This is a genomic window from Nonomuraea sp. NPDC050556 (assembly GCF_044457355.1).
Taxonomy (GTDB): domain Bacteria; phylum Actinomycetota; class Actinomycetes; order Streptosporangiales; family Streptosporangiaceae; genus Nonomuraea.
Window position 1 is genome coordinate 1,262,487 of the sequence record NZ_JBITGU010000003.1, and the last position, 22,892, is coordinate 1,285,378.

Below are 22,892 nucleotides of genomic sequence, written 5' to 3' on the forward strand. Positions count from 1 at the left end.
TCTTCTTTTGGGGCTTGTATTCAAATGACACTCAGTGTCAGCGTGTGCGGCACGAACCTGGACATGCCGATGACCGCGGCGCGACGCGTACGCGCGGCTGGACCCCTGGTAGGCGTACGCTGCGCATTGTGACGGGGATCGTCGGTGTGCACGGGACGGGTGCCTACGCGTACCTGACGGCCGAGGGCACCGTCGAGGCGGCGGCCGGGGCGCTGGCCGCCGAGTGGTCCGCCCTGCTGGGGCATCGGCCGGTCACGATGAGCTTCTACGCCCACCACCTGCACCGGGGCGTCCGCCAGGGCACTGACGAGCTGACCGCGGGCGAGCGTCGGCTGCTCATCGAGTGGGTGGACCAGCTGCACGAACGGCGCGCCGTACCCATGGGGCCGTCGCAGGACCGGGGCAGGGCGCGGCAGGCGGCTGAGTGGCTGGCCCGGTCGAAGGGGCCCGAGGAACGGGACCGGGCGCTGGAGTTCGTCCGCGAGACGGCCGTGTACCTCGACAGCCCGGCCAGGCGGGAGCGGGCGCGCGAGGAGGTGGCCGCGACGATCGCGCGGGAGCGGCCCTACCTGGTCGTCGCGCACTCCCTGGGCAGCGTGGTCGCCTACGAGGCGTTATGGGCACACCCGGAGCTACAGGTCGACCTGCTGGTCACCACGGGGAGCCCGCTGGGGCTCGACCCGATCTTCGAGCGGCTCGGCTTCGGGCGCGGTGCCAAGCCGCCCGGCGTGGATACGTGGATCAACCGGTCGGATCCCGACGACATCATCGCCTTCCCCGCCGACCTGCGCGACCGGTTCGACGGCGTCGACGCGCAGGAGGAGAAGACGGGCACCGGCGGGGCAGCGGCCGGGTACCTGCCCCCGATGCCGGTGATCTGGACGCCGGTCTCGCCACCTTCCGTTGCGCCCGATCCCCCGGAGCCGTCCCGCCTGCTCACCGGGCAGCTTCCCGCGCGGGCCTCGGTCGGCGACGAGGTCAGCCTGATCGTCCGGGTGGTGCTCGACGCGTCCGAGACGCCCGGATCGTCCGCGCCGCTCAAGCCGTTCGCCGTGCCGTACGGCGGGCTGGAGGTGTCGGTGGTCGCGCAGGCGAGCAGCGGGCTCGCCCCGCTCGACCGCACCGAGCGCACCCTGCTGGTCCCGCACGCGGGCGACTCAGAGCCGGTCAGGTTCCCGTACGCGGTCGGGGCGGTCGGCCTGCAGAGAGTCGACGTCACGGTCTGGGCGGGCGGGACGTTCCTCGGCGAGCTCGCCCTGGAGCTCTCCGCCGAGACCTCCGCGCCGCCCGCCGCGCCCGCCACCCGCTCGGCCCCCATGGGCGGGCCGCACCCGGTGTCCGGCGAGGTGACGCTGCAGGTCAGACGGTCACCCGACGGCTACGTGTTCCAGCTCCTGTCGGAGGGCAACCTCTACGACCCCGTCCTGCAGAGCCTCGCCGGTGACCCGTCAGGAGCTGTCGAGCAGGCCATCGCCTCCTTACACGACCTGGCCAGAGGAGCCGGTGACAGCCTGTGGTTGCGCGAGGCGGGTGTGAACCTCTGGGACCAGATGGTGCCGCAGGCCGTGAAGGAGCAGTTCTGGGAGCTGCGCGGCGACATCAGGGCGTTCAGCATCGCCACCGACCACGACATCATCCCCTGGGAGCTGCTCCACCCGCTGTCCGAGCGCGACGACGCCGGTTTCCTGGTCGAGCAGTTCCCCGTCACCCGCCGCGTGTACGGCCAGGCCCGCGCCCGCGCCCTCCGCCTGCGCGACCCCGGCTTCGTCCTCGCCGGGCAGCCGCCTCCCGAGGCCGTCGACGAGGTCAAGGCGATCAACCGCCTCGTCACCGGGGGGCGGCTGTTCAACCGGCGCGACGACCTGGCCACCTTCATCCGCTCGGGCGACTCGGGGCTGCTCCACTTCGCCTGCCACAACAGCTTCGACGCCCGCGGATCGTCCATCGCGATGCTCGACGGCGACTTCGGGCCCGTGCACCTCAGCAGCGCCGTCACCACCCGCGCGCTGCGCCGCGGCAGCCCGCTGGTGTTCTTCAACGCCTGCCGCAGCGCGGGGGCGGTGTACGAGTACACGCGGATGGTCGGCTGGGCGGGCGCGTTCATGCGCGCCGGGGCAGGGGCGTTCGTCGGGACGCTGTGGGCGGTGCCCAGCGGGCGGGCCAGGCGCTTCGCCGAGGAGTTCTACGGCGCGTTCGTGGAGGACCGGCAGCCGCTCGGCGAGGCCACCCGGCTGGCGCGGCTGGGCATCAGGCAGGGGGACGATCCGACCTGGCTCGCTTATACGTGCTACGGGGACCCGTACGCGATAATCGCGCCATGACCGCCACCCCCCACAAACCCGGCGACATCCGGTTCAACGCGGCCAACGAGGTCGAGGTCTTCGACGGGACGGAATGGGTCGAGTACCGCAGCCTTCCCGAAGGTGACCCCAGCACCTTCAGGTCCGGCGACGAGCCCGATGAGTGAGCCCCTCCCCTCCCAGAACGACGCGGTCGCCGACCTGCGCACGGTCGCCAGGTGGATCATCGCGGCCGCCGGTGCGGTCGCCGTCCTCCTCCTGGGCACGGCCCCGCTGACGGCGATCGGCAAGGGCGACTTCCTCCAGGCCCTCGGCGGGCTGGCGCTCGCGATGGCCGGGGTGGGCTGGGCCGTCTGGTCGACCAGCGAGGCCCTGATGCCGCACGTCGCCACCCTCGGCGCCCTCGACACCCGGCCGCTGGCCTCGTTCAGGGCGCTGGTCGCCGCGGAGCCCGAGGCCTTCTTCGGCCCCTTCGGCACCTCGACCGCCGAACTGCGCCGGGGGCGGTTGCTGCACGAGACGGTCGCGGCCAACCTCGCGGTGGCGATCGCCGGCGAGCAGGACCCGGGCCGCCTCAGGACCCTGGAACAGGCGCTCACCGACGCCCGCGCCAACGTCGAGCTGGCCAGGCGGCTGCAGCGCCAGCTCCTGGACTTCATCCACGCGTGGCAGGTGCGGACCGCCGTACGGCGCGCCAGGCGGCACACGATGGCGGGCGCGCTGGTCGTCGTCGTGGGCGTCGTCCTCTTCCTCACCGCGTAGTGACTGCTGAAAGATCAGGTCAAGAGGGGGGACGGCGCCGCCAGATCACGCTGTCCTTGCACGCGTGTACAAGGTCAGAGTGGCTCGGCGCGGCGGTCCGGACTGGCGTACGGCGGACGCCTGCCATCTGCTGATCTCGGTCGGGCAGGACTACCACGAGGGCGAGAAGCTGCGCGCCCTCGTCGGCTGGGTCAACGAGCGGTTCACCGCCTGCCACGTGACCGTCGCCGACACCCTCTACCGCCACAACCTGACCGTCCCGGACGCTCACGACGTGACCGCGCGGCGCGGCTGCGAGTGGATCTGGCGCAACCAGCCCATCCTGGCCGAGCTGACGATGCCGCTGGTGCTGCGCCGGTGGGGGAACTGGCTCGCGCACCCCGGCTACCCCGAGGCGCGCATGGCCGTCGACGGGTTCCTTCAGGCAGAGCCGCGCTTCGCCGCGCTGGTCGAGCAGCACGTCGACGAGGTGCTGGGGCGGGTGCGGGCGCGCGGCGGGCAGGGGCGCCGGGAGGGCTACCGCGAGTTCCTGGTGGAGGAGCTGGCCTGCATGGAGCTGTTCACCCCGCTGCTCCCGGCCGCCGAGGTCTACCCGGGCTCGCTGGGCCTCGCGATGGAGGGCTGCCGCACGCTGCCCGGCGTGCCGTACGGCCTAGCCACCCGCCGCGTGGCGGTCATCGACTTCCGGCGTCGCGCGCCGACATGAGAGCGGCCGTCTCCTCCGACACCTCGGCCGCCAGCACGGCCGTGACGACGTCGATCAGGTGGCTGGTGAACAGCTCCTCGCTCCTGGCGGGTGGCGCGGACGCCCGCCTGGCCAGCTCCACATAGGTCACCCTGATCGCCATGAACCGCTGGTGGAGCCTGATGGCCTCCGGTGACAGCCGGGAGGCGACCATCGAACGCCAGCGGTTGACGCTGTGCCCCGGGTCAGCGGCGGGCTGACCTCGCTGGACGAGTTGCTCGACGATGCGCAGGTAGTCCCGGCCGTCGGCCAGCTTGGCCGCCTCGGGACGGACCAGCGCGGCGGCCAGGTCGCGCAACGATCCAGGACGGCAGGCGTCCAGCAGCCGGTGCCTGTGCTCCTCGATCCCCGGCTGGTGCCTGGCCAGCACCGCGCGCAGCAGCCCGGCCCGGTCGCCGAAGTGGTACTGCAGCGCGGAGGTGTTCCTCTGCCCCGCGTTCGCGTTGATCTCGCGCAGGGACACCCCGTCCACGCCCCGCTCGGCGAACAGCCGCTCGGCGGACGCGATCAGGCGCCTGCACGTCTCTTCCGCATTCGGTGGCATGCGGCTAGCGTAATAAAGCACTCGTATTAAAAGGAGTGGGAATGGCGATCGACTTCACGCTGGCGCCCGAGCACGAGGCGCTCCGCACCCGGGTGCGGACCTTCATCCAGGAGACGGTCATCCCCGCCGTGGGCGACGACCTGCCGCGCGACGAGTACCTGCGGGTCATCTTCGAACTGCGGGAGAAGGCCAAGGCGGAGGGGTTGTGGCTGCCGCACATGCCGGTCGAGTGGGGCGGCATGGGGCTCGGCCACGTGGAGCTGGCCATGGTGCAGTCGGAGGCGGCCAAGACCAGGCTCGGGCCGTGGGTGCTCAACTGCATGGCGCCGGACGAGGGCAACATGCACACGCTGCTGCACTGGGCGAGCGACGAGCAGAAGGACAAGTACCTCAGGCCGCTCCTCGACGGCACCCAGATGTCGTGCTTCGCGATGACCGAGCCCGAGGTGGCCGGGTCCGACCCCACGCTCATCCAGACGAAGGCCGAGCAGGACGGCGACGAGTGGGTCATCAACGGCCACAAGTGGTTCATCTCCAACGCCCGCCGGGCGAGCTTCGCCATCCTCATCGCCAGGACGGAGCAGGACGTCCCTGAAGGCTCGCGTGGCGCGAACACCGCGTTCCTCATCGACCTGCCGCAGGAGGGGTGGAACGACGTGCGCGAGGTGGAGACGATGCACGGCTCCACCGGGCACAGCGAGATCGTCATCACCGACCTGCGCGTTGCCTCGTCAGCGATCCTGGGCGGCCGGGGCAACGGCCACCGGCTCGGCCAGTACCGCCTCGGACCGGCCAGGCTGGCGCACTGCATGCGGTGGATCTCGCAGGCGGAGACGGCGCTGGACATGATGGTCGACCGGGCGCTCAACCGGCGCAGCCACGGGTCGCTGCTGGCCGACAAGCAGGGCGTGCAGTGGCTGATCGCGGACTCGGCCATGGAGCTGTACCAGTGCAAGCTGATGGTCCTGCACGCCGCCTCGAAGATCGACAAGGGGGAGGACTTCAGGACCGAGGTGTCGATGGCCAAGCACTTCGTGGCCGGGTCGCTCAACCGCATCGTCGACCGCGCGATCCAGGTGCACGGCGCCTTGGGCTACTCGACGGACACGCCGCTGGCACACATGTTCCAGCACGCCCGGTGGGCCCGTCTGGCCGACGGCGCCGACGAGATCCACCAGATGCGCATCGCCGAGCGCACGATCGCCGCCTACCAGTCCACCGGCTCCACCTGGTCGGCCACCGGAAGCCTTCCCCTTTAGGGGTACGGCGGAGCCGTGGGATCCCCAGTCGCCGACCGTGGCCGGGCTCCCTCCAGGGGCACGGTCGGCGAGCGGGCGTGGCCGGGCGCCGTTACGGCCGGAGGCGGATGACGTTCCAGGAAGCCGGTGGGAGCAGGACCCGGTGCCCCTCGACGTCGGGGTTGGGCCGGGGCGCGACGGTGTCCGGCCGGTCGGCGGTGTTTCTGGCGTACGGGTCGGGGCCGCTCAGCGTCGTGGCCTCGACGACGCGCGCCGCACCGAGGGCTCTGGCGTCGACGGTCAGTGACAGCGGCCGGTCCGTGGCGCGGTTGACGGCGAAGATCACGGTCTCGTCGTCCGATCGGGTGGCCACCGCGTGCAGGGCGGGGACGGCCCCGTACTGGGCGGTCTCCACCAGCGACGACGTGGGCTCCACCCGCAGGACCTCGCCGCGGGCCAGAGCCGACGCCTGGGCGAACGGGTGGAAGGTGGTCTGACGCCACGCCCGGCCGCCCGGCTCGGTCATGATCGGGGCGATCACGTTCACCAGCTGCGCCAGCGACGCGGCGGTCACCCGGTCGCTGTTGCGGAGCAGGGTGATCAGCAGGCCGCCGAAGGCCACGGCGTCGGCCAGGTGGTAGTGGTCCTCCAGCAACGGCGGCGCCACCGGCCAGTCGACCGGCGGGTCCGCGTTCAGGTGGCGGGACAGGTACCAGATGTTCCACTCGTCGAACGAGATGTCGATCTTCTTGCGGGACTTGAGCCGCGCCCCCACGTGGTCGGCCGTGGACACGACCGAGGAGATGAAATACTCCATGTCGGTCGAGCACGCCAGGAAGCTGCCCAGGTCACCGTCCTTCTCCTCGTAGTAGGCGTGGCAGGAGACGTAGTCGGCCACCTCGTACGTCTCCTCCAGCACCGTGGCCTCCCACGAGCCGAACGTCGGCATCGTCGAGCCGGAGCTGCCGCACACCACCAGCTCCAGCCCGGGGTCCACCATGCGCATCGCGCGCGCCGTACCCGCGGCCAGCCTGCCGTACTCGCGCGCGGTCTTGTGCCCGACCTGCCACGGGCCGTCCATCTCGTTGCCCAGGCACCACATCCTGACGTCGTGCGGCTCCTTGGCGCCGTTGGCGATCCGCAGGTCGGACAGGGCGGTGCCGGACCGGATGTTGCAGTACTCGAGCAGGTCGACCGCCTCGGCGATGCCACGGGTGCCCAGGTTGACGGCCATCATCGGCTCGACCCCCGCCCTGCGGCACCACGCCATGAACTCGTCGGTCCCCACCTCGTTGGTCTCGGTGCTGTGCCAGGCGAGGTCGAGGCGCGTGGGCCGGTCGGGGCCCACGCCGTCCTCCCAGCGGTAGCCGGAGACGAAGTTGCCGCCCGGGTAGCGGACCGTGGAGACGCCCAGCTCGCGGGTCAGCTCCAGCACGTCGGCGCGGAACCCGTCGGCACCGGCTGAGGGGTGGCCCGGCTCGTAGATGCCGGTGTAGACGCAGCGGCCCAGGTGCTCGACGAACGCCCCGAACGTACGCCGCCGTACGGGGGCCACGGAGAAGGCGGGGTCGAGCGTCAGTTGTGCCTCGTGCACGGGTTCTCCAGTCAGGAAAGGTGGAACACTTCGTCGAGGGTGCTCATGCCCTCGTCGGGGCGGCCGTCCAGGTCCTCGAAGAACGGCGCCATCTCCGCCTGCCAGCGGGCGTTGACCTCGGTCGCGGCCATCGCCGCCCGCGCCGCGTCGAAGTCGTCGGTCTCGAGGTAGCCGACGAGCAGGCCGTCGTCGCGCAGGAAGAGGGAGTAGTTGCGCCAGCCGGTGGCGCGCAGCGCGTCGAGCATGTCGGGCCAGACGGCCGCGTGCCGGGCGCGGTACTCCTCCAGCCGATCGGAGCGGACCTTCAGCAGGAAACAGACACGTTGCATTGAGGCTCCTGGTTTCAAACGATTTAACATCATTCGCCGCCATAAGCCGGGCCGTCAAGGGGTCTGGCGCTCCGGATGTTTCACACGTTTTAATGGCGTGCGTCGCCAACCTCACCCCCAGGGAGTCCCTCGTATGCGCGTCCTCATGGCCGCTATGTTAGCGCTAACACCCTTACCGGCGCTCGCCGATCAGGCGCTGTCCTTCGACTTCGGCACCGCGACCAGCGCCCTGCAGGCGGGCTACACGCGGGTGAGCGAGGCCACCGCCTACAGCGCCGCCCAGGGGTACGGCTTCGCCGCCACCGGCGGCCTGACGTCGGCCGACCGCGGCGCGGACGACGCCCTGCGCACCGACTTCGTCGCGGCGGCCGGGGCCACGTTCTCCGTCGACCTGCCCAACGGCGACTACACGGTCGCGCTGGTCTCCGGCGACCAGACCGAGGCGAGCTCCATCGCCGTCACCGCCGAGTCGATGGAGAAGGTGCAGCCCGCCACGAAGCCCGCCGGTGAGTTCCTGGCGATGTCCTTCCCGATCGCGCTGGTCGACGGCAGGCTCGACCTCACGGTCACCGGCAAGCTCAACTCGCTGGTGATCACCAGGCTGCCTTCGCGGCCGGCCGGAGCTCTGCCGACGGTGTACATCGCGGGCGACTCCACCGTGCAGACCTACGACCCCTACTGGGTGCCGCAGGCCGGGTGGGGGCAGGTGCTGGAGCGGTTCTTCTCCACCGGGGTCGCGTTCGACAACCACGCGATCGGCGGGCGCAGCTCCAGGAACTTCATCTCCCAGGGCCGCCTCGACACGGTGTTGCGGCTGATCAGGCCGGGTGACTACTTCCTGGTGCAGTTCGGGCACAACGACGCCACGGTGAGCATTCCCGACCGTTACGCCTCGCCCGCGGACTACAAGGAATACCTGCGCGTCTACGTGAACGGCGCCAGGCAGCGCGGTGCCACCCCGATCCTGGTGACGCCCGTCTCGCGGCTCGACGCCAACGTCTCCTTCCCGGAGTACGTCGCCAAGATGAAGGAGCTGGCAGCCGAGGAGGACGTGGCCCTGGTCGACCTGTCCGCGCTCAGCCACGCCTACCTCGGCGCCATCGGGCTCGAAGCGGCCACGTCGGTGTTCCTGCACGTCCCGGCCGGGGTCTACCCGGCCTTCCCGAACGGCGCGGCCGACAACACGCACTTCCAGGAGTACGGCGCCATCCAGATGGCCCGCCTGGTGGCCGGCGCGGTCAAGGGGCTGGACCTGCCGCTGGCCGGGCAGGTCAGGGAGATCGAGCCACCGGCCACCGTACCGGCCAGGCCCGCCGGGCTGGTGGCGGGGAGCATCTCCAACGCCGGGGCCGTGCTGAAGTGGACGGCCGTCGAGGGGGCCGACATCTACCAGGTCTTCCGCGACGGCACCCTGGCGACGACCTCGACGCTGCCGCAGGCCGAGCTGTCCGGTCTGGCAGAGGGGCAGACGTACAGCGTCACGGTGACCGCGGTGAACGGCAAGGGCGCCTCGGAGCCGTCCGACGCCCTGGCCCTCACCACCCGCAGGGCCACCCACCGCTACGACTTCGGCCCGGCCGCCTCCCCGGTCGCCGCCGGATACACGCAGGTCAGCAGGTCTACGCTGTATACCAAGGAGCTGGGGTACGGCTTGGCCGACGCGACCGGCATGATCGACAGGGACCGGGGCAGTGGCCTCGACGACGTCGGCCGCGACTTCCTCGCCTACTTCAACGGCAGCTACGAGTTCAAGGTGGACCTGCCCAACGGCCTCTACGGGCTGAAGGTCTACGCGGGCGACCTGCTGGGGACCGTACGCACCAGCGTCTCGGCCGAGGGCGGCGCGGCCGTCGCCCTGTCGGCGAGCAAGGGCGTGGCCACCCGCGCCATCCCGGGCGTCAGGGTCGTCGACGGCCAGCTCAACGTGGTCGTCAGCGGCGCGACCGCGCACCTCAACGGCCTGGAGATCACCCCGATCCTCACCGCGCCGACCGGGCTGGCGGGCGCGTACGACGGCACCGACGTGAAGCTGACCTGGGCCGCCTCGGCCGACGGCTATCGGGTCTTCCGTGACGGCAAGCCCTTGGCCACCACCAAGGAGGCCGCCTACACCGACGCCACGGCCGAGATCGGCAGCGAGTACTCCTACACGGTCACCGCCCTCGACCCCACCGGCGCGGAGTCCGTGCCCTCGGCGCCCGTCGAGATCGCCACGGTCGACCCGGCGGTCGAGCCGCCGGCCGTGCCGGAACGGTTGCAGCTGAGCCGCACGGCCGACACCCGGGTGCGTTTCCACTGGCAGAAGGTGAAGGACGCGCTGGTTTACCGCGTATACCGGGCAGAGAAGGAGGCCGGGCCGTACGCCAAGGTCGCCACGGTCGACGAGCCCCAGGTGACCGACGACGGCGTGCTGACCACGATCCCGTACTTCTACCAGGTCACCGCCGTGAACAGGGGAGGGGAGTCGGCCAGGTCGGCGACGCTGGTCACCCCGGTCAAGGCCGAGCTGACCCGGCAGATGGAGCTCCTGGACCGCTCGCCGGTCGCGGTCAAGGTCGGCGGCGGCGTCTACCTCGGCTGGCGCCAGCTCGGCCTCGACGCCGACCACCTGGGCTTCGACGTCTACCGCGACGGCACGAAGATCAACGACAAGCCCGTCAAGACCACCACCAACTACCTCGACCAGGGCGGCACCGCCGCCTCGCGCTACCGGGTGGTCTCCGCCAAGGGCGACGCGACGGCCGAGTTCGGCGTGTGGAGCCAGGGCTTCAAGGACGTCCCGCTCGACAAACCGGCCGACGACTACACCAAGGACGGCCAGCCGTACAGCTACACCGCGGGCGACGCGTCGGTGGGCGACCTCGACGGCGACGGGACGCTGGAGTTCGTCCTGAAGTGGGACCCGAGCAACGCCAAGGACAACTCCCAGTCCGGCTACACCGGCCAGGTCTACGTGGACGCGTACACCATGGCGGGCAAGCGCCTGTGGCGCGTCGCGATGGGACGCAACATCCGGGCGGGCGCCCACTACACCCAGATGGTCGTCTACGACCTCAACGGGGACGGCAAGGCCGAGGTCATGATGAAGACCGCGGACGGCACGATCGACGCGAAGGGCGCGGTGATCGGCAACCCCAGCCGCGACCACCGCAACTCCAGCGGCTACGTGCTCAGCGGCCCCGAGTACCTGACCGTGTTCGAGGGCGCGACGGGCAGGGCGGTCGACACCGTCGACTACGTCCCGGCCCGCGGCGACGTGGCCGCGTGGGGCGACTCCTACGGCAACCGGGTGGACCGCTTCCTGGCCGGGGTCGCCTACCTGGACGGCACGCACCCCAGCGCGGTCTTCAGCCGTGGCTACTACACCAGGACCGTCTTGGCCGCCTGGGACTTCGACGGGGCGAAACTCGAGCGGCGCTGGGTGTTCGACTCCGACGACCACCCCGGATACGCCGGGATGGGCAACCACAACCTGGCCGTCGCCGACGTGGACGGCGACCAGAAGGACGAGATCGTGTACGGCTCGATGACCGTGGACGACGACGGCGAGGGCCTCTACACGACCGGACTGGGCCACGGCGACGCCCTGCACGTCGGCGACCTCGACCCGGCGCGTCCCGGCCTGGAGGCGTTCGCCGCGCACGAGGACATGGGCCACAGCGGGAACAAGGGCGCGACCTTCCGCGACGCCGCGACGGGTGAGGTGCTGTGGTCGATGCCCGCCACCAAGGACACCGGCCGCGCGGCCTCCGGCGACATCGACCCCGCCCATCCGGGCGCGGAGGCCTGGGCGGTGACCTCGACCGGCGAGTGGAACTCGCGCAGTGGCGAGCTGCGGTCGGCTCGCGGTGACCTGATCGGCACCACGATCCCGGCGGCCAACTTCCTGGCGTGGTGGGACGGCGACCCGCTGCGCGAGATCGTCGACCACGACTGGAACGGCGCGTCCGGCGTCGGGACGATCACCAAGTGGGGTACGGCGGAGCCGCTGCTCAGAGCGGAGGGCACACTGTCGAACAACGGCACCAAGGGCACTCCCGCTTTGCAGGCGGACCTGTTCGGCGACTGGCGTGAGGAGGTGGTCTGGCGCGGGGCTGACAGCACGTTCCTGCGCGTCTACACCACCACCGACGTCACCGAGCTGCGCATCCGCACGCTCATGCACGACCCGGTGTACCGGCTCGGCGTGGCGTGGCAGAACGTCGGCTACAACCAGCCACCACACCCGAGCTTCTTCATCGGCCAGGGCATGACCCTGCCGGAGAGGCCCAGAATCCGCTATGGCGGATAAGTCGGCGCTATAGTGGAGGGATGAACGAGGACAACGCCCTGTCCAGCGGGTTGTCGATGGCCGAGCTGGGGGCCAGGGTACGTGCTGAGCGCCGGGCCAGGGGTCTGGCGCTCGAGCGGCTGGCCGAGCTGAGCGGGGTCAGCCGCAGCATGGTCTCCGAGGTCGAGCGCGGCGCGAAGACGCCCAGCGTGCTCGTCCTCGACCGGCTGGCCACCGCGCTGGGCACCTCGATCGCCCGCCTGCTCGACGACCCCGCCCGCGCCGGGGTGGTCGTGCTGAAGCGGGACGCCCAGCGGGTGGTGCGTGACCCGTCCGGGTGGGAGCGGCGCATCCTGTCGCCGGTCCTGCCCGGCGTGGAGTTCGAACTGATGCGCACGACGCTTGGCCCTGGGGTGGACGCGGGGGAGTACGCGCCCCACCCGCCTGGCTCGCGCGAGTACGTCGCGGTGGAGTCAGGATGGCTCCGCCTGACCGTCGAGGGCGAGCGGCACGACCTCGACACCGGCGACGCCGTCTACTTCCCCGGCGACCGCCGCCACGCCTTCGCCAACGACCACGACACAACGTGCGTGTACTACCTCGCCATGGAGCTGGGCCAAAGCCATGACTGAAGACTTCCAGAAGGCCGCGGCGCTGGCCGCCGCCTACCTCGACGACGTTCCCTACGCGCCCGTGTGGCAGCCGATCACCGAGTGGGACCGCGCCTGGCTGACCGACCAGCCGCTGCCCGCGGCCGGTCGCCCGCTCGACGTGCTTCTGGACGAGGTGCGCGACTACGTCCTTCCGTACCCGATGGGCACCGGGCATCCGCGGTTCTTCGGCTGGGTCAACTCGCCGCCGTCGCGCGCCGGAGTGGCCGTGGCGCCGCTGGCGGCCGCGCTCAACCCCAGCACGGCGGGCGGTGAGCACTCCGGGGTCCTCCTGGAGCGCACGGTCGTGCGGTGGCTGGCCGAGCTGGTCGGGTTCCCGCACCTTCCCGGCGGCGGCATCCTCACCAGCGGCGCGTCGATGGCGACGATCATCGCCCTGTCCGCCGCCCGCCGGCGCGCCCTTCCCGAGGTGCGGGAGACCGGCATGTACGGCGGGCCGCCCCTCACCATGTACCTGTCCGCCGAGGGGCACAGCTGCCTGCGCAAGGCCGCCGAGCTCCTCGGCCTGGGCAGCGACCACCTCCGTACGGTCCCCGTGGACGCCGACCACCGCATGGACGTCGCCGAGCTACGGCGCCTGGTCGCCCAGGACAGGGAAATGGGCAAGCGCCCATTCCTCGTGGCCGCCAGCGCGGGGACGGTGAACACCGGCGCCGTCGACCCCCTCGACGCCATCGCCGGTGTCGCTCGCGAGCACGGGCTGTGGTTCCACGTCGACGGCGCCTACGGTGCGCTCGGGACGCTGGTCAACCCCGCCGCCTACGCCGGGATGGCCGAGGCGGACTCGCTGGCGCTCGACCCGCACAAGTGGCTCGGCGTCCCGGTCGACTGCGGGTGCCTGCTGGTGCGCGACCCGTCCGCCCCGCGTGACGCCTTCAGCCTCGTCCCGCCGTACCTGCGTGACGACGACGCCGACGACCTGGGCTGGTTCTCGGAGTACACGCCCGAGCAGACCCGCCCGTTCCGCGCGCTGCGCGTCTGGGCGACCCTGGCGAACCTCGGCCGCGACGGCGTGACCGACCTGGTCACCCGCACGACGCGGCTCGCGGCCAGGCTGGGCGAGATGGTCGTGGAGTCGGACGACTTCGAACTGCTCGCCCCGGTGACCACCTCGATCGCCGCCTTCCGCTACACCCCGGCCGAGGTCAACGCTGCCCTGCCCGTCGCCGTCCAGCGCCGCGGGCGCGCGTTCCTCACCGGCACCGTCCTGAACGGCGAGCCCGCCCTGCGCGCCTGCATCCTGCACCCGGACACGACGGAGACCGACCTGGTCGTGCTCCTGGACGAGATCAGGGCCGCCGCCAAGGAGCTGTGACGGCTGGGGGACGTGGAGGGCCTAACAGGGCCTGGAGCTGGATGGCGGCAAGCGCCCACTGGGCGGCGTCGTTGGTGGAGACGAACGGGGCCTCGTCCACGATCATGGGAACGCCTGGTCCGTCCACTCGCGTCACCGACCAGGTGGGCTCGCGGGTCATCGGGCTGGCGTTGCCGAGCTGGTCACCCTCGTCGGTGTGGAACGCCCGCCACGCCCGCGAGGCCAGCACCGGGTCGTCGAGCGCGGCCGCCGCGTAGGCGGTCAGGCGGCTGTGCGCGGGGATCAGCGAGATACCCCCGAGCACCTGCCCGACAGCGGCCACCTGCTCCTCGGGCGTGGCCAGGTAGAGGCGGCAGTACTCCACCCACGCCCGCGCGAACCCGGGCACCTCCACCAGCGCGATGAGCTCAGCGCAGATCTCCGGCAGCCCGAACATGGCCGACAAATGAGACACCACGATGTCCCCCGGCGCGCCGAACCGGCCCGTCGCCACGTCGAAGGGCGTTCCGCCGGTCAGGAAGCCGTACGGGAACGCCCCGATGTCGGCCATCGAGCCCAGCAGCTTGTCCCGCGCGACCAGGTCGCCGTGCCGTTCCCACCGGGTCAGCCACAAAGCGGCCAGGCACCCCCAGTCCACGGTCGGCCCCAGCTCCACGCCCTCCCGCGACTGGTACTTACGCAAAGGGTCGAGCGCGGCGACTGGCGATGCGGAAAGCTCGTCCAGCAGGTCTCCGGTCCGCTCGTCCGCCGTCAGGTAGTAGAAGAACCGCCGGTAGACGGCGTTGGAGATGCGCAGCTGCTTGCACGAGCACCCCCAGTGCTGCACGTTGTGCCGCGTGCCCAGCCCCTTCCACCGCCCCAGGTGGTACACGTCGACCTCGCCCGTGTGCCGCGTCATCGCCTCCGCGAACCGGAACACGTCCGCACGGCCGGTGCGCAGGAACTGGTACCACAACCACAGGTCGGGCGAGAGCTCTGAGTTGTCCCACGCATACCCGCCGACGTCATAACGCCACGTGTGCCGGTCGGCGTCATAGGTGTGCATGACGTCCCCGTAGTCCCAGAACCCGTACCACCGCCGCTGCTCCCGCTGCCCGGCGTAGAAGTCGAACAGCCAGTCGAGCCGCTCCTCCAGCGCGTTCTCGACGGGCAGGTCCCACACCCCGAAGACCCCCGCCGACCTGAGCCGCTCCGGCGCGACCACCAGCAGGCCGGGGGAGTTGAGCGACAGGGCGCGCTCGGCGAGCACGGCGACCGGCGGCGTGGCGTCGAAGGCACACAGGGTCAGCTCGTGCGTCCTGGCGATCCCGCAGGCGTCACCGAAACCCGGCTCGTAGTCCTCGTAGGTGATCTCCAGCCCTTCGAGCTGCTCGGCGTGGGTGTCCTGGCCCATGCCGTCGTGCCAGAACCGCAGGTCCATCGGCGGCGCGCTGGGGGAGTACATCCACACGGACACCGTGGCCAGCGAGGTGGCCGCGCCCCGGATGTCCAGCCGCGTGGGATGCAGCCTCCAGAAGTCACGCAGCCCGAACCCGAGCCCGCCCACGAACCCGTACCCCTGCGACCGCGTCCCCGACGGGATCGTCACCCACGCGTGCCCCGGCGCCGTGCGCTTGCGCATCAGGTACCCGTCCGCGCTGGTCTGGTCGAGCGTGTAGTCGTTCCACGCGGGAACGAGGTGCAGCCGATCGGCGACTTCCGGCCCGGGAACGACGGGCAGACCCTCGACCTGTGCCCGCCGTACGGCGGGGCCGGGGTCGCGGCGCAACCCCGTCAACCCGCGGACGGCCTCGGTCAGGAACCCCTCGGCCCCCGCCAGCCGGACATGCCGGTCATGCAGCGGCCCGTCCATGGGAACGTCCGCCTCCAGCCCCAGCCCGGCCAGGAAGTCGCTCGCCGGATCGCCGTCCCACACGAAGCTGTGCACCAGCCGCACCTCGGCCGACCCCGCGTAGAAGTACAGGCGCACGGTGAACGGCAGCCAGTCGCCGTGCCGCCCCTCCACCCGCACGACCGCGCGCACGGGCCCGTCCTGCTCGACCGTGACCCGCTCGACCGTGGCCACGGTCCTCACCCGGGTGCGCGAACCGTCGTCATCGGGCGTGTCCTGGCGAAGGCTCACCAGCCGCACGTCCCGCGCGACCTCGCGCGAGCCGTACACGATGGACTCCAGCAGCCCGCGAGGGGACAGCCGCCACGTGACCGCCCCCGTGCTGACCGTCAGCCCGTCCACGACGACCGGCTGAGCGGGCGAGGCGGGCTCCACTCCGGGAACCAGCTCGAAGGAGTCCGCCGTGGACGGCCCGATGGCGTGCGCCGTCCACTTGAGCGACCCGTCCGGCCACGTGGCCGTCGTCCAGGTCTGTACGGCGGTGCCGTCCGCCAAGGCGAACGGCGTGCCAGGACGGACGGTCCCGCGCGGCCACGGCACACCCCACGTGACCCCCTGCGGGCGCGGACCCTCCAGCCAGCGCAGCGCCGTCATTCCTTCACCGACCCGATCATGACGCCCTTGGCGAAGTGCTTCTGCAGGAAGGGATAGAACAGCAGGATCGGCAGCGTCGCGATCACCACCACAGCGAACTTGATCCCCTCGACCGGGAAGAAGTTGGCCGAGTCGACCGTGGCCAGCGCGTTGGCCGCCTCGGGGCTGGTGAGCTGCCGCACCAGCACCTGCAGCGTCCACTTGGTGTTGTCGCTGATGTAGAGCAGCGGCGACATGTAGTCGTTCCAGATCGCCACCGCGTAGAACAGCGAGAACGTCGCGATGATCGGCTTGGACAGCGGCATCACGATCCGCCAGAACACCGCGAGCTCGTTGGCCCCGTCGATGCGCGCAGCCTCCTCCAGCGCCTGCGGCAGCTCCTGGAAGAAGCTCTTCACGATGATCAGGTAGAACGGGTTGATCGCCAGCGGCAGGATCAGCGCCCAGTAGCTGTCCAGCAGCCCCATGTCCCGCACCACCAGGTACGTCGGGATCAGCCCGCCGCTGAACACCATCGTGAAGATCACCAGGTTGAGCACCAGCGCCCGCCCCGGCAGATACCGCTTGGCCAGCGGGTACGCCATGGTGAACGTGAGCAGCACCTGGATCACCGTGCCCACGGCCGTCACGGCGATCGTGGTCAGCAGCGCCCTGACGAAGGTCCCGGTGGCGAAGATGTACGCGTACGTGGCGGTCGTGAAGTGCTCGGGCCACAGGAAGAACGGCCGCGAGGCGATCTCCGCCTCGCCCGCGAACGACGCGGCCAGCACGTAGAGCAGCGGGAGGACGGTGACCACCGCCATGCCGCCGAGCAGCACTAGGTTGGCCACGTCGAAGACGCGGCTGCCGGTCGATTGCCTCATCAGAAGAGCCCCCGCTGTCCCATGCGCTTGGCCAGCCAGTTGGTACCGAAGATCAGCAGGACGCCGACGACGCCCTTGAACAGCCCGACGGCCGTGGCGTAGCTGTAGCCGCCCTGCGTGATGCCGACGTAGTAGGTGAAGGTGTCGAAGACGTCGGCCACCGACCGGTTGAGCGAGTTGGTCATCAGCCACAGCTGCTCGAAGCTCTGGTCGAGCAGATGGCCCGTGTGCAGGATGATCATGATGATGATCGTCGGGCGGATCGCGGGCAGGGTGACGTGCCAGAACTGCCGCCACCTGCCCGCGCCGTCCATCCTGGCCGCCTCGTACTGCTCGTGGTTGACGCCGGCGAGCGCGGCCAGGTAGATGATCGTGCCCCAGCCGGTGCCCTTCCAGATCGTCTGCAGCAGGATGATCGGCCGGAACCAGGCGGCCTGCGCCACGTAGTCGACCTTCTGCCCGCCCAGCACCGAGTGCAGCCAGTTCGCGATCACCCCGAAGTCCACCGAGAACAGGACGTACGTCAGGGAGGCGACGATCGTCCACGACAGGAAGTGCGGGATGTAGACGAGCGACTGGACGGCCCGCTGGAACCACCGCACCCGCAGCTCGTTGAGCATGAGCGCGACCACGATCGGCATCGGGAACGCGACGAACATCGTCAGCGCCGCGAGGATCAGCGTGTTGCCGACCAGGCGCCCGAAGTCGGGGCCGGTGAACAGCGCCTCGAAGTGCTTGAGCCCCACCCACTCGCTGCCCGAGTAGCCCAGGAAGGGGACGAAGTCCTGGAAGGCGATCGTCAGGCCGTACATCGGCAGGTACCTGAAGATCGCGAAGTAGAGGATCCCGGGCAGGATCATCAGGTACAGCCAGCGGTAGCGCACCAGGGTCGCGCGCACGACGGCCTCCTTTCGTACGGGGGCCCGGACGGTTCCGGGCCCCTCGCGTCTCGGTACGGTCAGCCGGTCTTGCCGATCAGCCCCTGGAACTCGGCCAGGATCTGGTCGCCACCCGAGGTGTGCCAGCGCTGGAACTCCGCCTTGAGCTGCTCCTCGGTGATCTGGCCCGCCAGGAACTTGATCCGGGCGTCGGTCGGGATCGGGCTGAGCGTGGCGCCCTTCTCCGTCATGGTCCTGGAGATGTGCGGCAGCGACGGGTCGTGCACCGCGGTCTCCAGGTCGAGCGCGGCCAGCTCCTCGCGCTGCTTGATCCACGCCTTCTCCTCGGGGCTCGGACGGCCCCACTCGTAGGCGTCGCCTGGCACGCCCACGCTGGAGGTCGTGCCGAGCTGGATGAAGGCCTTGTCCACGTCGTTGGCGATGGTCTTCATCGCCGGGTCCTGGTCGTTGACCCGGTAGGCCAGGCCGTCCTCGACCTTGAAGTTGCGCCCCTCGATGCCGTTGCTGACCAGGACGGAGCCTTCCTTGGAAGCCAGCTTGTCCAGGGTCTTCAGCACGTCGTCGAGCTGCTGCTCGGTCCTGACGCGCGCCTTGGAGACGGCGATGATCCCGTTGAAGCCGGTGAAGGGGTAGGAGAACTTCTGGCCGTCGGGGCGCTTCAGGTTGCCCGCCATGGCGACCTTGTTCATGTAGCCGGTCGGGTCCTTCTCCTTGAACAGGTCGTAGAGCTGGCCGGCGCGGACGTTGACGTCGATGATGATGCCGCCCTTGCCCGCGACGAACGGGTCGTTCCACTTGGCCGTGTCCAGGGTCGCCCAGTCGGGGTTGACCAGGCCCTCGTCGACGAAGCGCTTGAGGTACTTCTGCGCCTCCCAGAACTCCGGCACGTCGTACTCGGTGACGAGCTTTCCGTCGCGGATGCCGTAGTTGTTGGGCGCGCCGAACCAGACGTCGATGACGTTGTAGGGGCTGGAGGCGGAGAAGTTGGGCGAGGGCCACTTCGGCAGGATCATGCCGTAGGTGTCCTTCTTGCCGTTGCCGTCCGGGTCCTTCTCGGTGAAGGCCTTGGCGATGGTGTAGAGGTCCTCGGTGGTCTCCGGCATCTTCAGCCCGAGCTTGTCCAGCCAGTCCTTGCGGATCATCACCGCCGAGCGGAGCAGCGGGCGGACCCGGTAGACGCCGTAGTTCTTGCCGTTGGTCTTGGAGTTGAGCCAGGCCTGCTCGGACTTCGACTTGAGGTTCGGGTACTTGTCGAGCTTGTCGGTGAGGTCCCAGAACGCCCCCGCCTCGGCGGTCTTGACGAACTGTGGGCCCTTCTGGTCCTGGATGACCATGACGTCGGGGATGTTGCCCGAGGCCAGCGTCACGTTGGTCTTGTCCGGGTACTCGGCGTTCGGCACCCAGGTGATGCTGAGCTTCTTGCCGAGCAGCTTCTCCACGGCCGTCTGGACCTCGCCCTTGGGGTCGGGGGCGGTGCCGAACAGCGGGACCATCATGGTCAGGCTGTCGTCGGCCGCCTTCTCGCCGCCGCCGGTACCGCAGGCGGCGAGTGATAGCGCTAACAATCCGGCCGTGAGGAGGCGGGAGGTGGTGTTCATCAGTTGCCTTTCGCAAGCAGGAGCGCCTCGTTCTCGGCGAAGAAGCGCAGGACGAGCCAGGTGTTCAGCTGGATCCAGCCGCCGACGGCGAGCGTGGGGAGCAGGAACGGGAGGCGGGAGACGGCGAACGCCACCGCCAGCAGGGCGAACAGCAGCACGACCGACGACGCGGGCCTGGTGATCGCGAACAGCGACGCCTTCGGGAGGCAGTCGCGCACGCGCAGGTCGAAGTGCACGTACATCGGCAGCAGGTACGCCGTGATCACCGCCAGGAGCAGCAGGACCACGACGTTCGTGGTGACCAGGAAGCAGACCGCGAGGGGGAGCACGAGCAGCGAACCGCGCCGGAACTCCCGCCGGTAGGCCGCGAAGAACGCGCGCCACGGCGAGAAGCTCTCGCCCTGCGCGTGCCGCCTGGCCAGGGTGTAGGCGGCGACCGTGGCCGGGCCGACGCCCAGCACCACGCCCCCGGCCAGGGTGCCCAGGAACCACAGCAGGTTGAGCCTGGCCGCCCACCAGACCTCGTCGAAGGCCGCGTACAGCCGGATCACAGCGCACGCACCCGGAGGTCGGCGTACTCCCCGATCAGGGGAGCCATCTGCCGGAACCCGAGCTTCCCGCCCGCCAGCGGCCGCTCGTCCCGCCAGCGGAACGAGCGCAGCCCGGCCACCTCGAAGGTGATCAGGCCGCCCGCGACGGTCAGCCGCATCGGGTACGGCCCTTGCGCGTCGAGCGCCGCGGGCAGCGGGTCCGGGCCCTGGGCCACCAGGTGGAAGCCGTGGCTCTTGCGCAGGTTGCAGGTGTGCAACCGGCGCTCGGAGGGCCACATCCGGCGGAAGTAGGACACGTGGTAGGCGTCCAGGTCGCCGTGGTGGTACTGCTCGTAGGGGCCGGAGCGCGGGGCCAGGTCGAACAGGTCCTCGCCGTTCCTGCCGCGGGCGTGGAAGAACAGGATGGCCAGGCCGGGTTCGTGCACCGGCCAGAAGTCCCACTCGACGACGAGGTCGGGCGGGAAGTCCTCGGGGCACCAGAGCACGATGTTCGCGTCCTGGCGCAGGCTCTCCAGGCGCATCCTGCCCTGGGGGAAGGAGATCGCGCCCTCGCCCTCCAGGCGGAAGCCCTCGACGTCCGCCGGGGTGGCCAGGGGGTTGTGGTAACTCACTGGGAAGCGCTTTCCAGGCGGGCGACACGAAATTCCCCGGCGGGGACGGTGACGCCACCGCCGGTCGCCTCCGTGTCGCCGTGGTTGATCGCGAACAGGTAGGAGCGGCCGTCGGGGTGGCTGCGCCGTACGAGCTCGAGGCCCTCGGCGTCGGCGGTGGGGACGCTCGCGTCCGCGCAGACCTCGGCCAGCACCGCGCGCAGGTCGGCGCCGCGCGGCAGCGTCGTCAGGTAGTGCGCCGCGCCCGCACCCCACGCGTTGCGCGTCCAGGCGGGCTCGCCGGTGACGTAGGTGTCGAGCACCTCTGCCGTGGTGGCGTGCGCGAGCTCGCTCCAGACCCAGCCCTTCCTTCCCGAGGTCAGCTCGACGCTCTCGCGTGGGAAGAACTCCTCGACCCGCACGCCGAGGAGGTCGCGCCAGGCGCCGGGGTAGCCGCCCAGCCGTACCCGGTCGTTGTCGTCCACGATCCCGCTGTACGGCCCGGCCACGGCGATGCCACCGCCCTCCACGAACCGCCGCAGGCGGGCCGCTCCCGCGTCGCTCACCAGGTAGAGCGCGGGCACGACCACCAGGCGGTAGCCGGACAGGTCGTCCTCGGGGTGGCGGACGTCGCAGGTGACGCCCAGCCTCCACAGCTCGCCGTACCACTGCCTGATGATCTCGATCGGCTTGTGGTGCGCGGTCGGCTGCGCCGGGTGGTCCTGCGCCCAGATGCTGGCGTAGTCCATGAGGATCGCCACGTCGGCGCCGACCGTGCTGCCCTCGACGTCGGCCAGGTCCCTGAGCGCCGCGCCCAGCTCCACGACCTCGCGCCAGATCTTGGTGTCCGTGCCCGCGTGCGGGAGCATGCCCGAGTGCCACTTCTCCGCGCCCTCGCGTGAGGCGCGCCACTGGAAGAACATGATCGCGTCGGCACCCCTGGCCAGGTGCTGCACCGAGTTGCGCAGCAGCTCGCGCGGGGCCTTGGCCGGGTTGTGTCCCTGCCAGTTGACCGCGCTGGTGGAGTGCTCCATGAGGATCCACGGGCGGCCCTTGTTGAGGCTGCGGGCCAGGTCGGCGGAGAAGGCGAGCTGGATGTGCGGCTCGTCGCCGTTGAGATAGTGGTCGGAGGCGACCACGTCGAGCTCCTCGGCGAACCTCCAGTAGTCCATCTCCCAGTGCATCCCGGCCATGAGGTTGGTGGTGGCGGGTACGCCGGGGGCGATCGCGGCCAGCAGGTCGCGCTCGGCCCGGTAGAGGTCAAGCAGCGCGTCGGAGCTGAAGCGGCGGAAGTCGAGGAGCTGGGCCGGGTTGCCGATCGCCGGGGTGGCGCGGGGCGGCAGGATCTGCGCCCAGTCGCCGTAGCGCTGCGACCAGAAGGCGGTGCCCCAGGCCTCGTTCAGCGCGTCCAGGCTTTGATAGCGTTCACATAGCCAGGCGCGGAAAGCTTCAGCGGAGGTGTCGCAATGGCATCGGGCGTTGTGGCAACCGTACTCGTTGTGGATGTGCCAGATCGTGAGCGCGGGATGATCCTTGTATCGGCGGGCGACCTGCTCGGCGATGCGCAGCGCGCGGTCGCGGTAGATCGGCGAGCTGGGGCAGAACGCCTGGCGGCTGCCGTGGGTGAACGTCCTGCCGTCCGCGTCCTGTGGGAGCGCTTCCGGGTAGGTGTGCGCGAACCAGGGCGGGGGAGCGGCGGTCGGGGTGGCCAGGCAGGCCTGGATGCCGTTCTCGGCGAGCAGGTCCATGCAGCGGTCCAGCCAGCCGAACTCGAAGGCGCCTTCGACGGGCTCCAGCCAGGACCAGGAGAAGATGCCCAGGCTGACCCGGTTGACGCCGGCCTCGCGCATCAGCGCGACGTCCTCGCTCCAGACCTCCTCCGGCCACTGCTCCGGGTTCCAGTCTCCGCCGTAGACGATCAAGGGATTCGCTCCGTTCCAACATCGGCTGTGGCGCTCATGTCAGGCGAGCGTTACGGGGGATTAAAACGTTCTTCTCTTTGCAGCACAAGCCCCCCTCTCTTCCCGGGTGCTTCATGACCGCGAATGGCCTGGTGGGAGCGCTGGCATGCCAGCGTGCCTCCCGTGAAGAACGTTTCAATTGTTTCCTTGATTGCCGTCGAATCGGGACGAGTGCCT

At 70.4% G+C, this 22,892-nt stretch carries 18 protein-coding genes; 8 read left to right on the forward strand and 10 right to left on the reverse strand.

Annotated features, from left to right (window positions below; translation table 11 throughout):
• Nucleotides 1-128 precede the first annotated feature (128 nt).
• The 4 genes from ACIBG8_RS34880 (at nucleotide 129) to ACIBG8_RS34895 (ending at nucleotide 3,768) form a co-directional block, all read left to right on the forward strand.
• Nucleotides 129-2,321: a CHAT domain-containing protein gene (locus ACIBG8_RS34880; RefSeq protein WP_397347355.1), complete on the forward strand. Its 2,193-nt coding sequence runs from the start codon at nucleotides 129-131 to the stop codon at nucleotides 2,319-2,321.
• The gene (locus tag ACIBG8_RS34885) at nucleotides 2,318-2,467 is read left to right on the forward strand and encodes a hypothetical protein (RefSeq protein WP_397347356.1); all 150 of its coding nucleotides are present in this window, start codon (nucleotides 2,318-2,320) and stop codon (nucleotides 2,465-2,467) included. Before ACIBG8_RS34880 ends, ACIBG8_RS34885 begins: the two co-directional genes overlap by 4 nt.
• Nucleotides 2,460-3,062 (forward strand): hypothetical protein, encoded by a 603-nt coding sequence (locus ACIBG8_RS34890; RefSeq protein ID WP_397347357.1) that lies wholly within the window; start codon nucleotides 2,460-2,462, stop codon nucleotides 3,060-3,062. Before ACIBG8_RS34885 ends, ACIBG8_RS34890 begins: the two co-directional genes overlap by 8 nt.
• Before the next feature lie 64 nt (nucleotides 3,063-3,126).
• Nucleotides 3,127-3,768, forward strand: a complete 642-nt coding sequence (locus ACIBG8_RS34895) for a hypothetical protein (RefSeq protein ID WP_397347359.1) — start codon at nucleotides 3,127-3,129, stop codon at nucleotides 3,766-3,768.
• Here the strand turns inward: ACIBG8_RS34895 and ACIBG8_RS34900 are convergent.
• On the reverse strand, nucleotides 3,737-4,351 hold the full coding sequence (locus ACIBG8_RS34900) for a TetR/AcrR family transcriptional regulator (protein ID WP_397347360.1): 615 nt from the start codon (nucleotides 4,349-4,351) through the stop codon (nucleotides 3,737-3,739). The two genes, ACIBG8_RS34895 and ACIBG8_RS34900, sit on opposite strands and share 32 nt — an antisense overlap.
• A 41-nt stretch (nucleotides 4,352-4,392) precedes the next feature.
• On the opposite strand from ACIBG8_RS34900, the gene ACIBG8_RS34905 reads away from it, so the two are divergent.
• A complete protein-coding gene (locus tag ACIBG8_RS34905) occupies nucleotides 4,393-5,610 on the forward strand; it encodes an acyl-CoA dehydrogenase family protein (protein WP_397347361.1) in 1,218 nt (405 codons plus the stop codon).
• A 91-nt stretch (nucleotides 5,611-5,701) separates the two neighbouring features.
• On the opposite strand, the gene ACIBG8_RS34910 is transcribed toward ACIBG8_RS34905, so the two are convergent.
• Entirely contained in the window at nucleotides 5,702-7,183 is a 1,482-nt protein-coding gene (locus ACIBG8_RS34910) for an alpha-N-arabinofuranosidase (protein ID WP_397347362.1), read from the reverse strand.
• Nucleotides 7,184-7,194: 11 nt separating this feature from the next.
• The gene (locus tag ACIBG8_RS34915; protein ID WP_397347363.1) at nucleotides 7,195-7,512 is read right to left on the reverse strand and encodes an L-rhamnose mutarotase; all 318 of its coding nucleotides are present in this window, start codon (nucleotides 7,510-7,512) and stop codon (nucleotides 7,195-7,197) included.
• A gap of 154 nt (nucleotides 7,513-7,666) precedes the next feature.
• On the opposite strand from ACIBG8_RS34915, the gene ACIBG8_RS34920 reads away from it, so the two are divergent.
• Genes ACIBG8_RS34920 through ACIBG8_RS34930 form a run of 3 tightly spaced genes read left to right on the forward strand, consistent with a single transcriptional unit; the run spans nucleotide 7,667 to nucleotide 13,768 of the window.
• Nucleotides 7,667-11,803, forward strand: coding sequence for a fibronectin type III domain-containing protein (locus ACIBG8_RS34920; protein WP_397347364.1), 4,137 nt, complete (start codon nucleotides 7,667-7,669; stop codon nucleotides 11,801-11,803).
• A 20-nt stretch (nucleotides 11,804-11,823) separates the two neighbouring features.
• On the forward strand, nucleotides 11,824-12,414 hold the full coding sequence (locus tag ACIBG8_RS34925; RefSeq protein ID WP_397347366.1) for a helix-turn-helix domain-containing protein: 591 nt from the start codon (nucleotides 11,824-11,826) through the stop codon (nucleotides 12,412-12,414).
• Entirely contained in the window at nucleotides 12,407-13,768 is a 1,362-nt protein-coding gene (locus ACIBG8_RS34930; protein ID WP_397347367.1) for a pyridoxal phosphate-dependent decarboxylase family protein, read from the forward strand. The genes ACIBG8_RS34925 and ACIBG8_RS34930 overlap by 8 nt, the downstream gene beginning before the upstream one ends.
• Here ACIBG8_RS34930 and ACIBG8_RS34935 read toward each other — a convergent pair.
• Genes ACIBG8_RS34935 through ACIBG8_RS34965 form a run of 7 tightly spaced genes read right to left on the reverse strand, consistent with a single transcriptional unit; the run spans nucleotide 13,743 to nucleotide 22,676 of the window.
• A complete protein-coding gene (locus tag ACIBG8_RS34935) occupies nucleotides 13,743-16,253 on the reverse strand; it encodes a Tat pathway signal sequence domain protein (RefSeq protein ID WP_397347368.1) in 2,511 nt (836 codons plus the stop codon). The genes ACIBG8_RS34930 and ACIBG8_RS34935 overlap by 26 nt on opposite strands.
• Nucleotides 16,250-17,116, reverse strand: a complete 867-nt coding sequence (locus ACIBG8_RS34940) for a carbohydrate ABC transporter permease (RefSeq protein ID WP_397347369.1) — start codon at nucleotides 17,114-17,116, stop codon at nucleotides 16,250-16,252. The genes ACIBG8_RS34935 and ACIBG8_RS34940 overlap by 4 nt, the downstream gene beginning before the upstream one ends.
• On the reverse strand, nucleotides 17,116-18,015 hold the full coding sequence (locus ACIBG8_RS34945; protein WP_397347370.1) for an ABC transporter permease: 900 nt from the start codon (nucleotides 18,013-18,015) through the stop codon (nucleotides 17,116-17,118). The genes ACIBG8_RS34940 and ACIBG8_RS34945 overlap by 1 nt, the downstream gene beginning before the upstream one ends.
• A gap of 59 nt (nucleotides 18,016-18,074) precedes the next feature.
• Nucleotides 18,075-19,613, reverse strand: coding sequence for an extracellular solute-binding protein (locus ACIBG8_RS34950; protein ID WP_397347371.1), 1,539 nt, complete (start codon nucleotides 19,611-19,613; stop codon nucleotides 18,075-18,077).
• Entirely contained in the window at nucleotides 19,613-20,164 is a 552-nt protein-coding gene (locus ACIBG8_RS34955) for a YesL family protein (protein WP_397347372.1), read from the reverse strand. Before ACIBG8_RS34955 ends, ACIBG8_RS34950 begins: the two co-directional genes overlap by 1 nt.
• The gene (locus ACIBG8_RS34960) at nucleotides 20,161-20,775 is read right to left on the reverse strand and encodes a DUF1961 family protein (protein WP_397347373.1); all 615 of its coding nucleotides are present in this window, start codon (nucleotides 20,773-20,775) and stop codon (nucleotides 20,161-20,163) included. The genes ACIBG8_RS34955 and ACIBG8_RS34960 overlap by 4 nt, the downstream gene beginning before the upstream one ends.
• Nucleotides 20,772-22,676, reverse strand: coding sequence for a beta-galactosidase (locus ACIBG8_RS34965; protein ID WP_397347374.1), 1,905 nt, complete (start codon nucleotides 22,674-22,676; stop codon nucleotides 20,772-20,774). The genes ACIBG8_RS34960 and ACIBG8_RS34965 overlap by 4 nt, the downstream gene beginning before the upstream one ends.
• Between the last annotated feature and the right edge of the window lie 216 nt (nucleotides 22,677-22,892).

What these genes read in the sequence shown, in the direction of transcription:
- ACIBG8_RS34885 (WP_397347356.1), top strand. Translation starts at nt 2,318, where the DNA reads ATGACCGCCACCCCCCACAAACCCGGCGACATCCGGTTCAACGCGGCC.
- ACIBG8_RS34890 (WP_397347357.1), top strand. Translation starts at nt 2,460, where the DNA reads ATGAGTGAGCCCCTCCCCTCCCAGAACGACGCGGTCGCCGACCTGCGC.
- ACIBG8_RS34900 (WP_397347360.1), bottom strand. Translation starts at nt 4,351, where the DNA reads ATGCCACCGAATGCGGAAGAGACGTGCAGGCGCCTGATCGCGTCCGCC.
- ACIBG8_RS34905 (WP_397347361.1), top strand. Translation starts at nt 4,393, where the DNA reads ATGGCGATCGACTTCACGCTGGCGCCCGAGCACGAGGCGCTCCGCACC.
- ACIBG8_RS34915 (WP_397347363.1), bottom strand. Translation starts at nt 7,512, where the DNA reads ATGCAACGTGTCTGTTTCCTGCTGAAGGTCCGCTCCGATCGGCTGGAG.
- ACIBG8_RS34920 (WP_397347364.1), top strand. Translation starts at nt 7,667, where the DNA reads ATGTTAGCGCTAACACCCTTACCGGCGCTCGCCGATCAGGCGCTGTCC.
- ACIBG8_RS34925 (WP_397347366.1), top strand. Translation starts at nt 11,824, where the DNA reads ATGAACGAGGACAACGCCCTGTCCAGCGGGTTGTCGATGGCCGAGCTG.
- ACIBG8_RS34930 (WP_397347367.1), top strand. Translation starts at nt 12,407, where the DNA reads ATGACTGAAGACTTCCAGAAGGCCGCGGCGCTGGCCGCCGCCTACCTC.
- ACIBG8_RS34935 (WP_397347368.1), bottom strand. Translation starts at nt 16,253, where the DNA reads ATGACGGCGCTGCGCTGGCTGGAGGGTCCGCGCCCGCAGGGGGTCACG.
- ACIBG8_RS34940 (WP_397347369.1), bottom strand. Translation starts at nt 17,116, where the DNA reads ATGAGGCAATCGACCGGCAGCCGCGTCTTCGACGTGGCCAACCTAGTG.
- ACIBG8_RS34950 (WP_397347371.1), bottom strand. Translation starts at nt 19,613, where the DNA reads ATGAACACCACCTCCCGCCTCCTCACGGCCGGATTGTTAGCGCTATCA.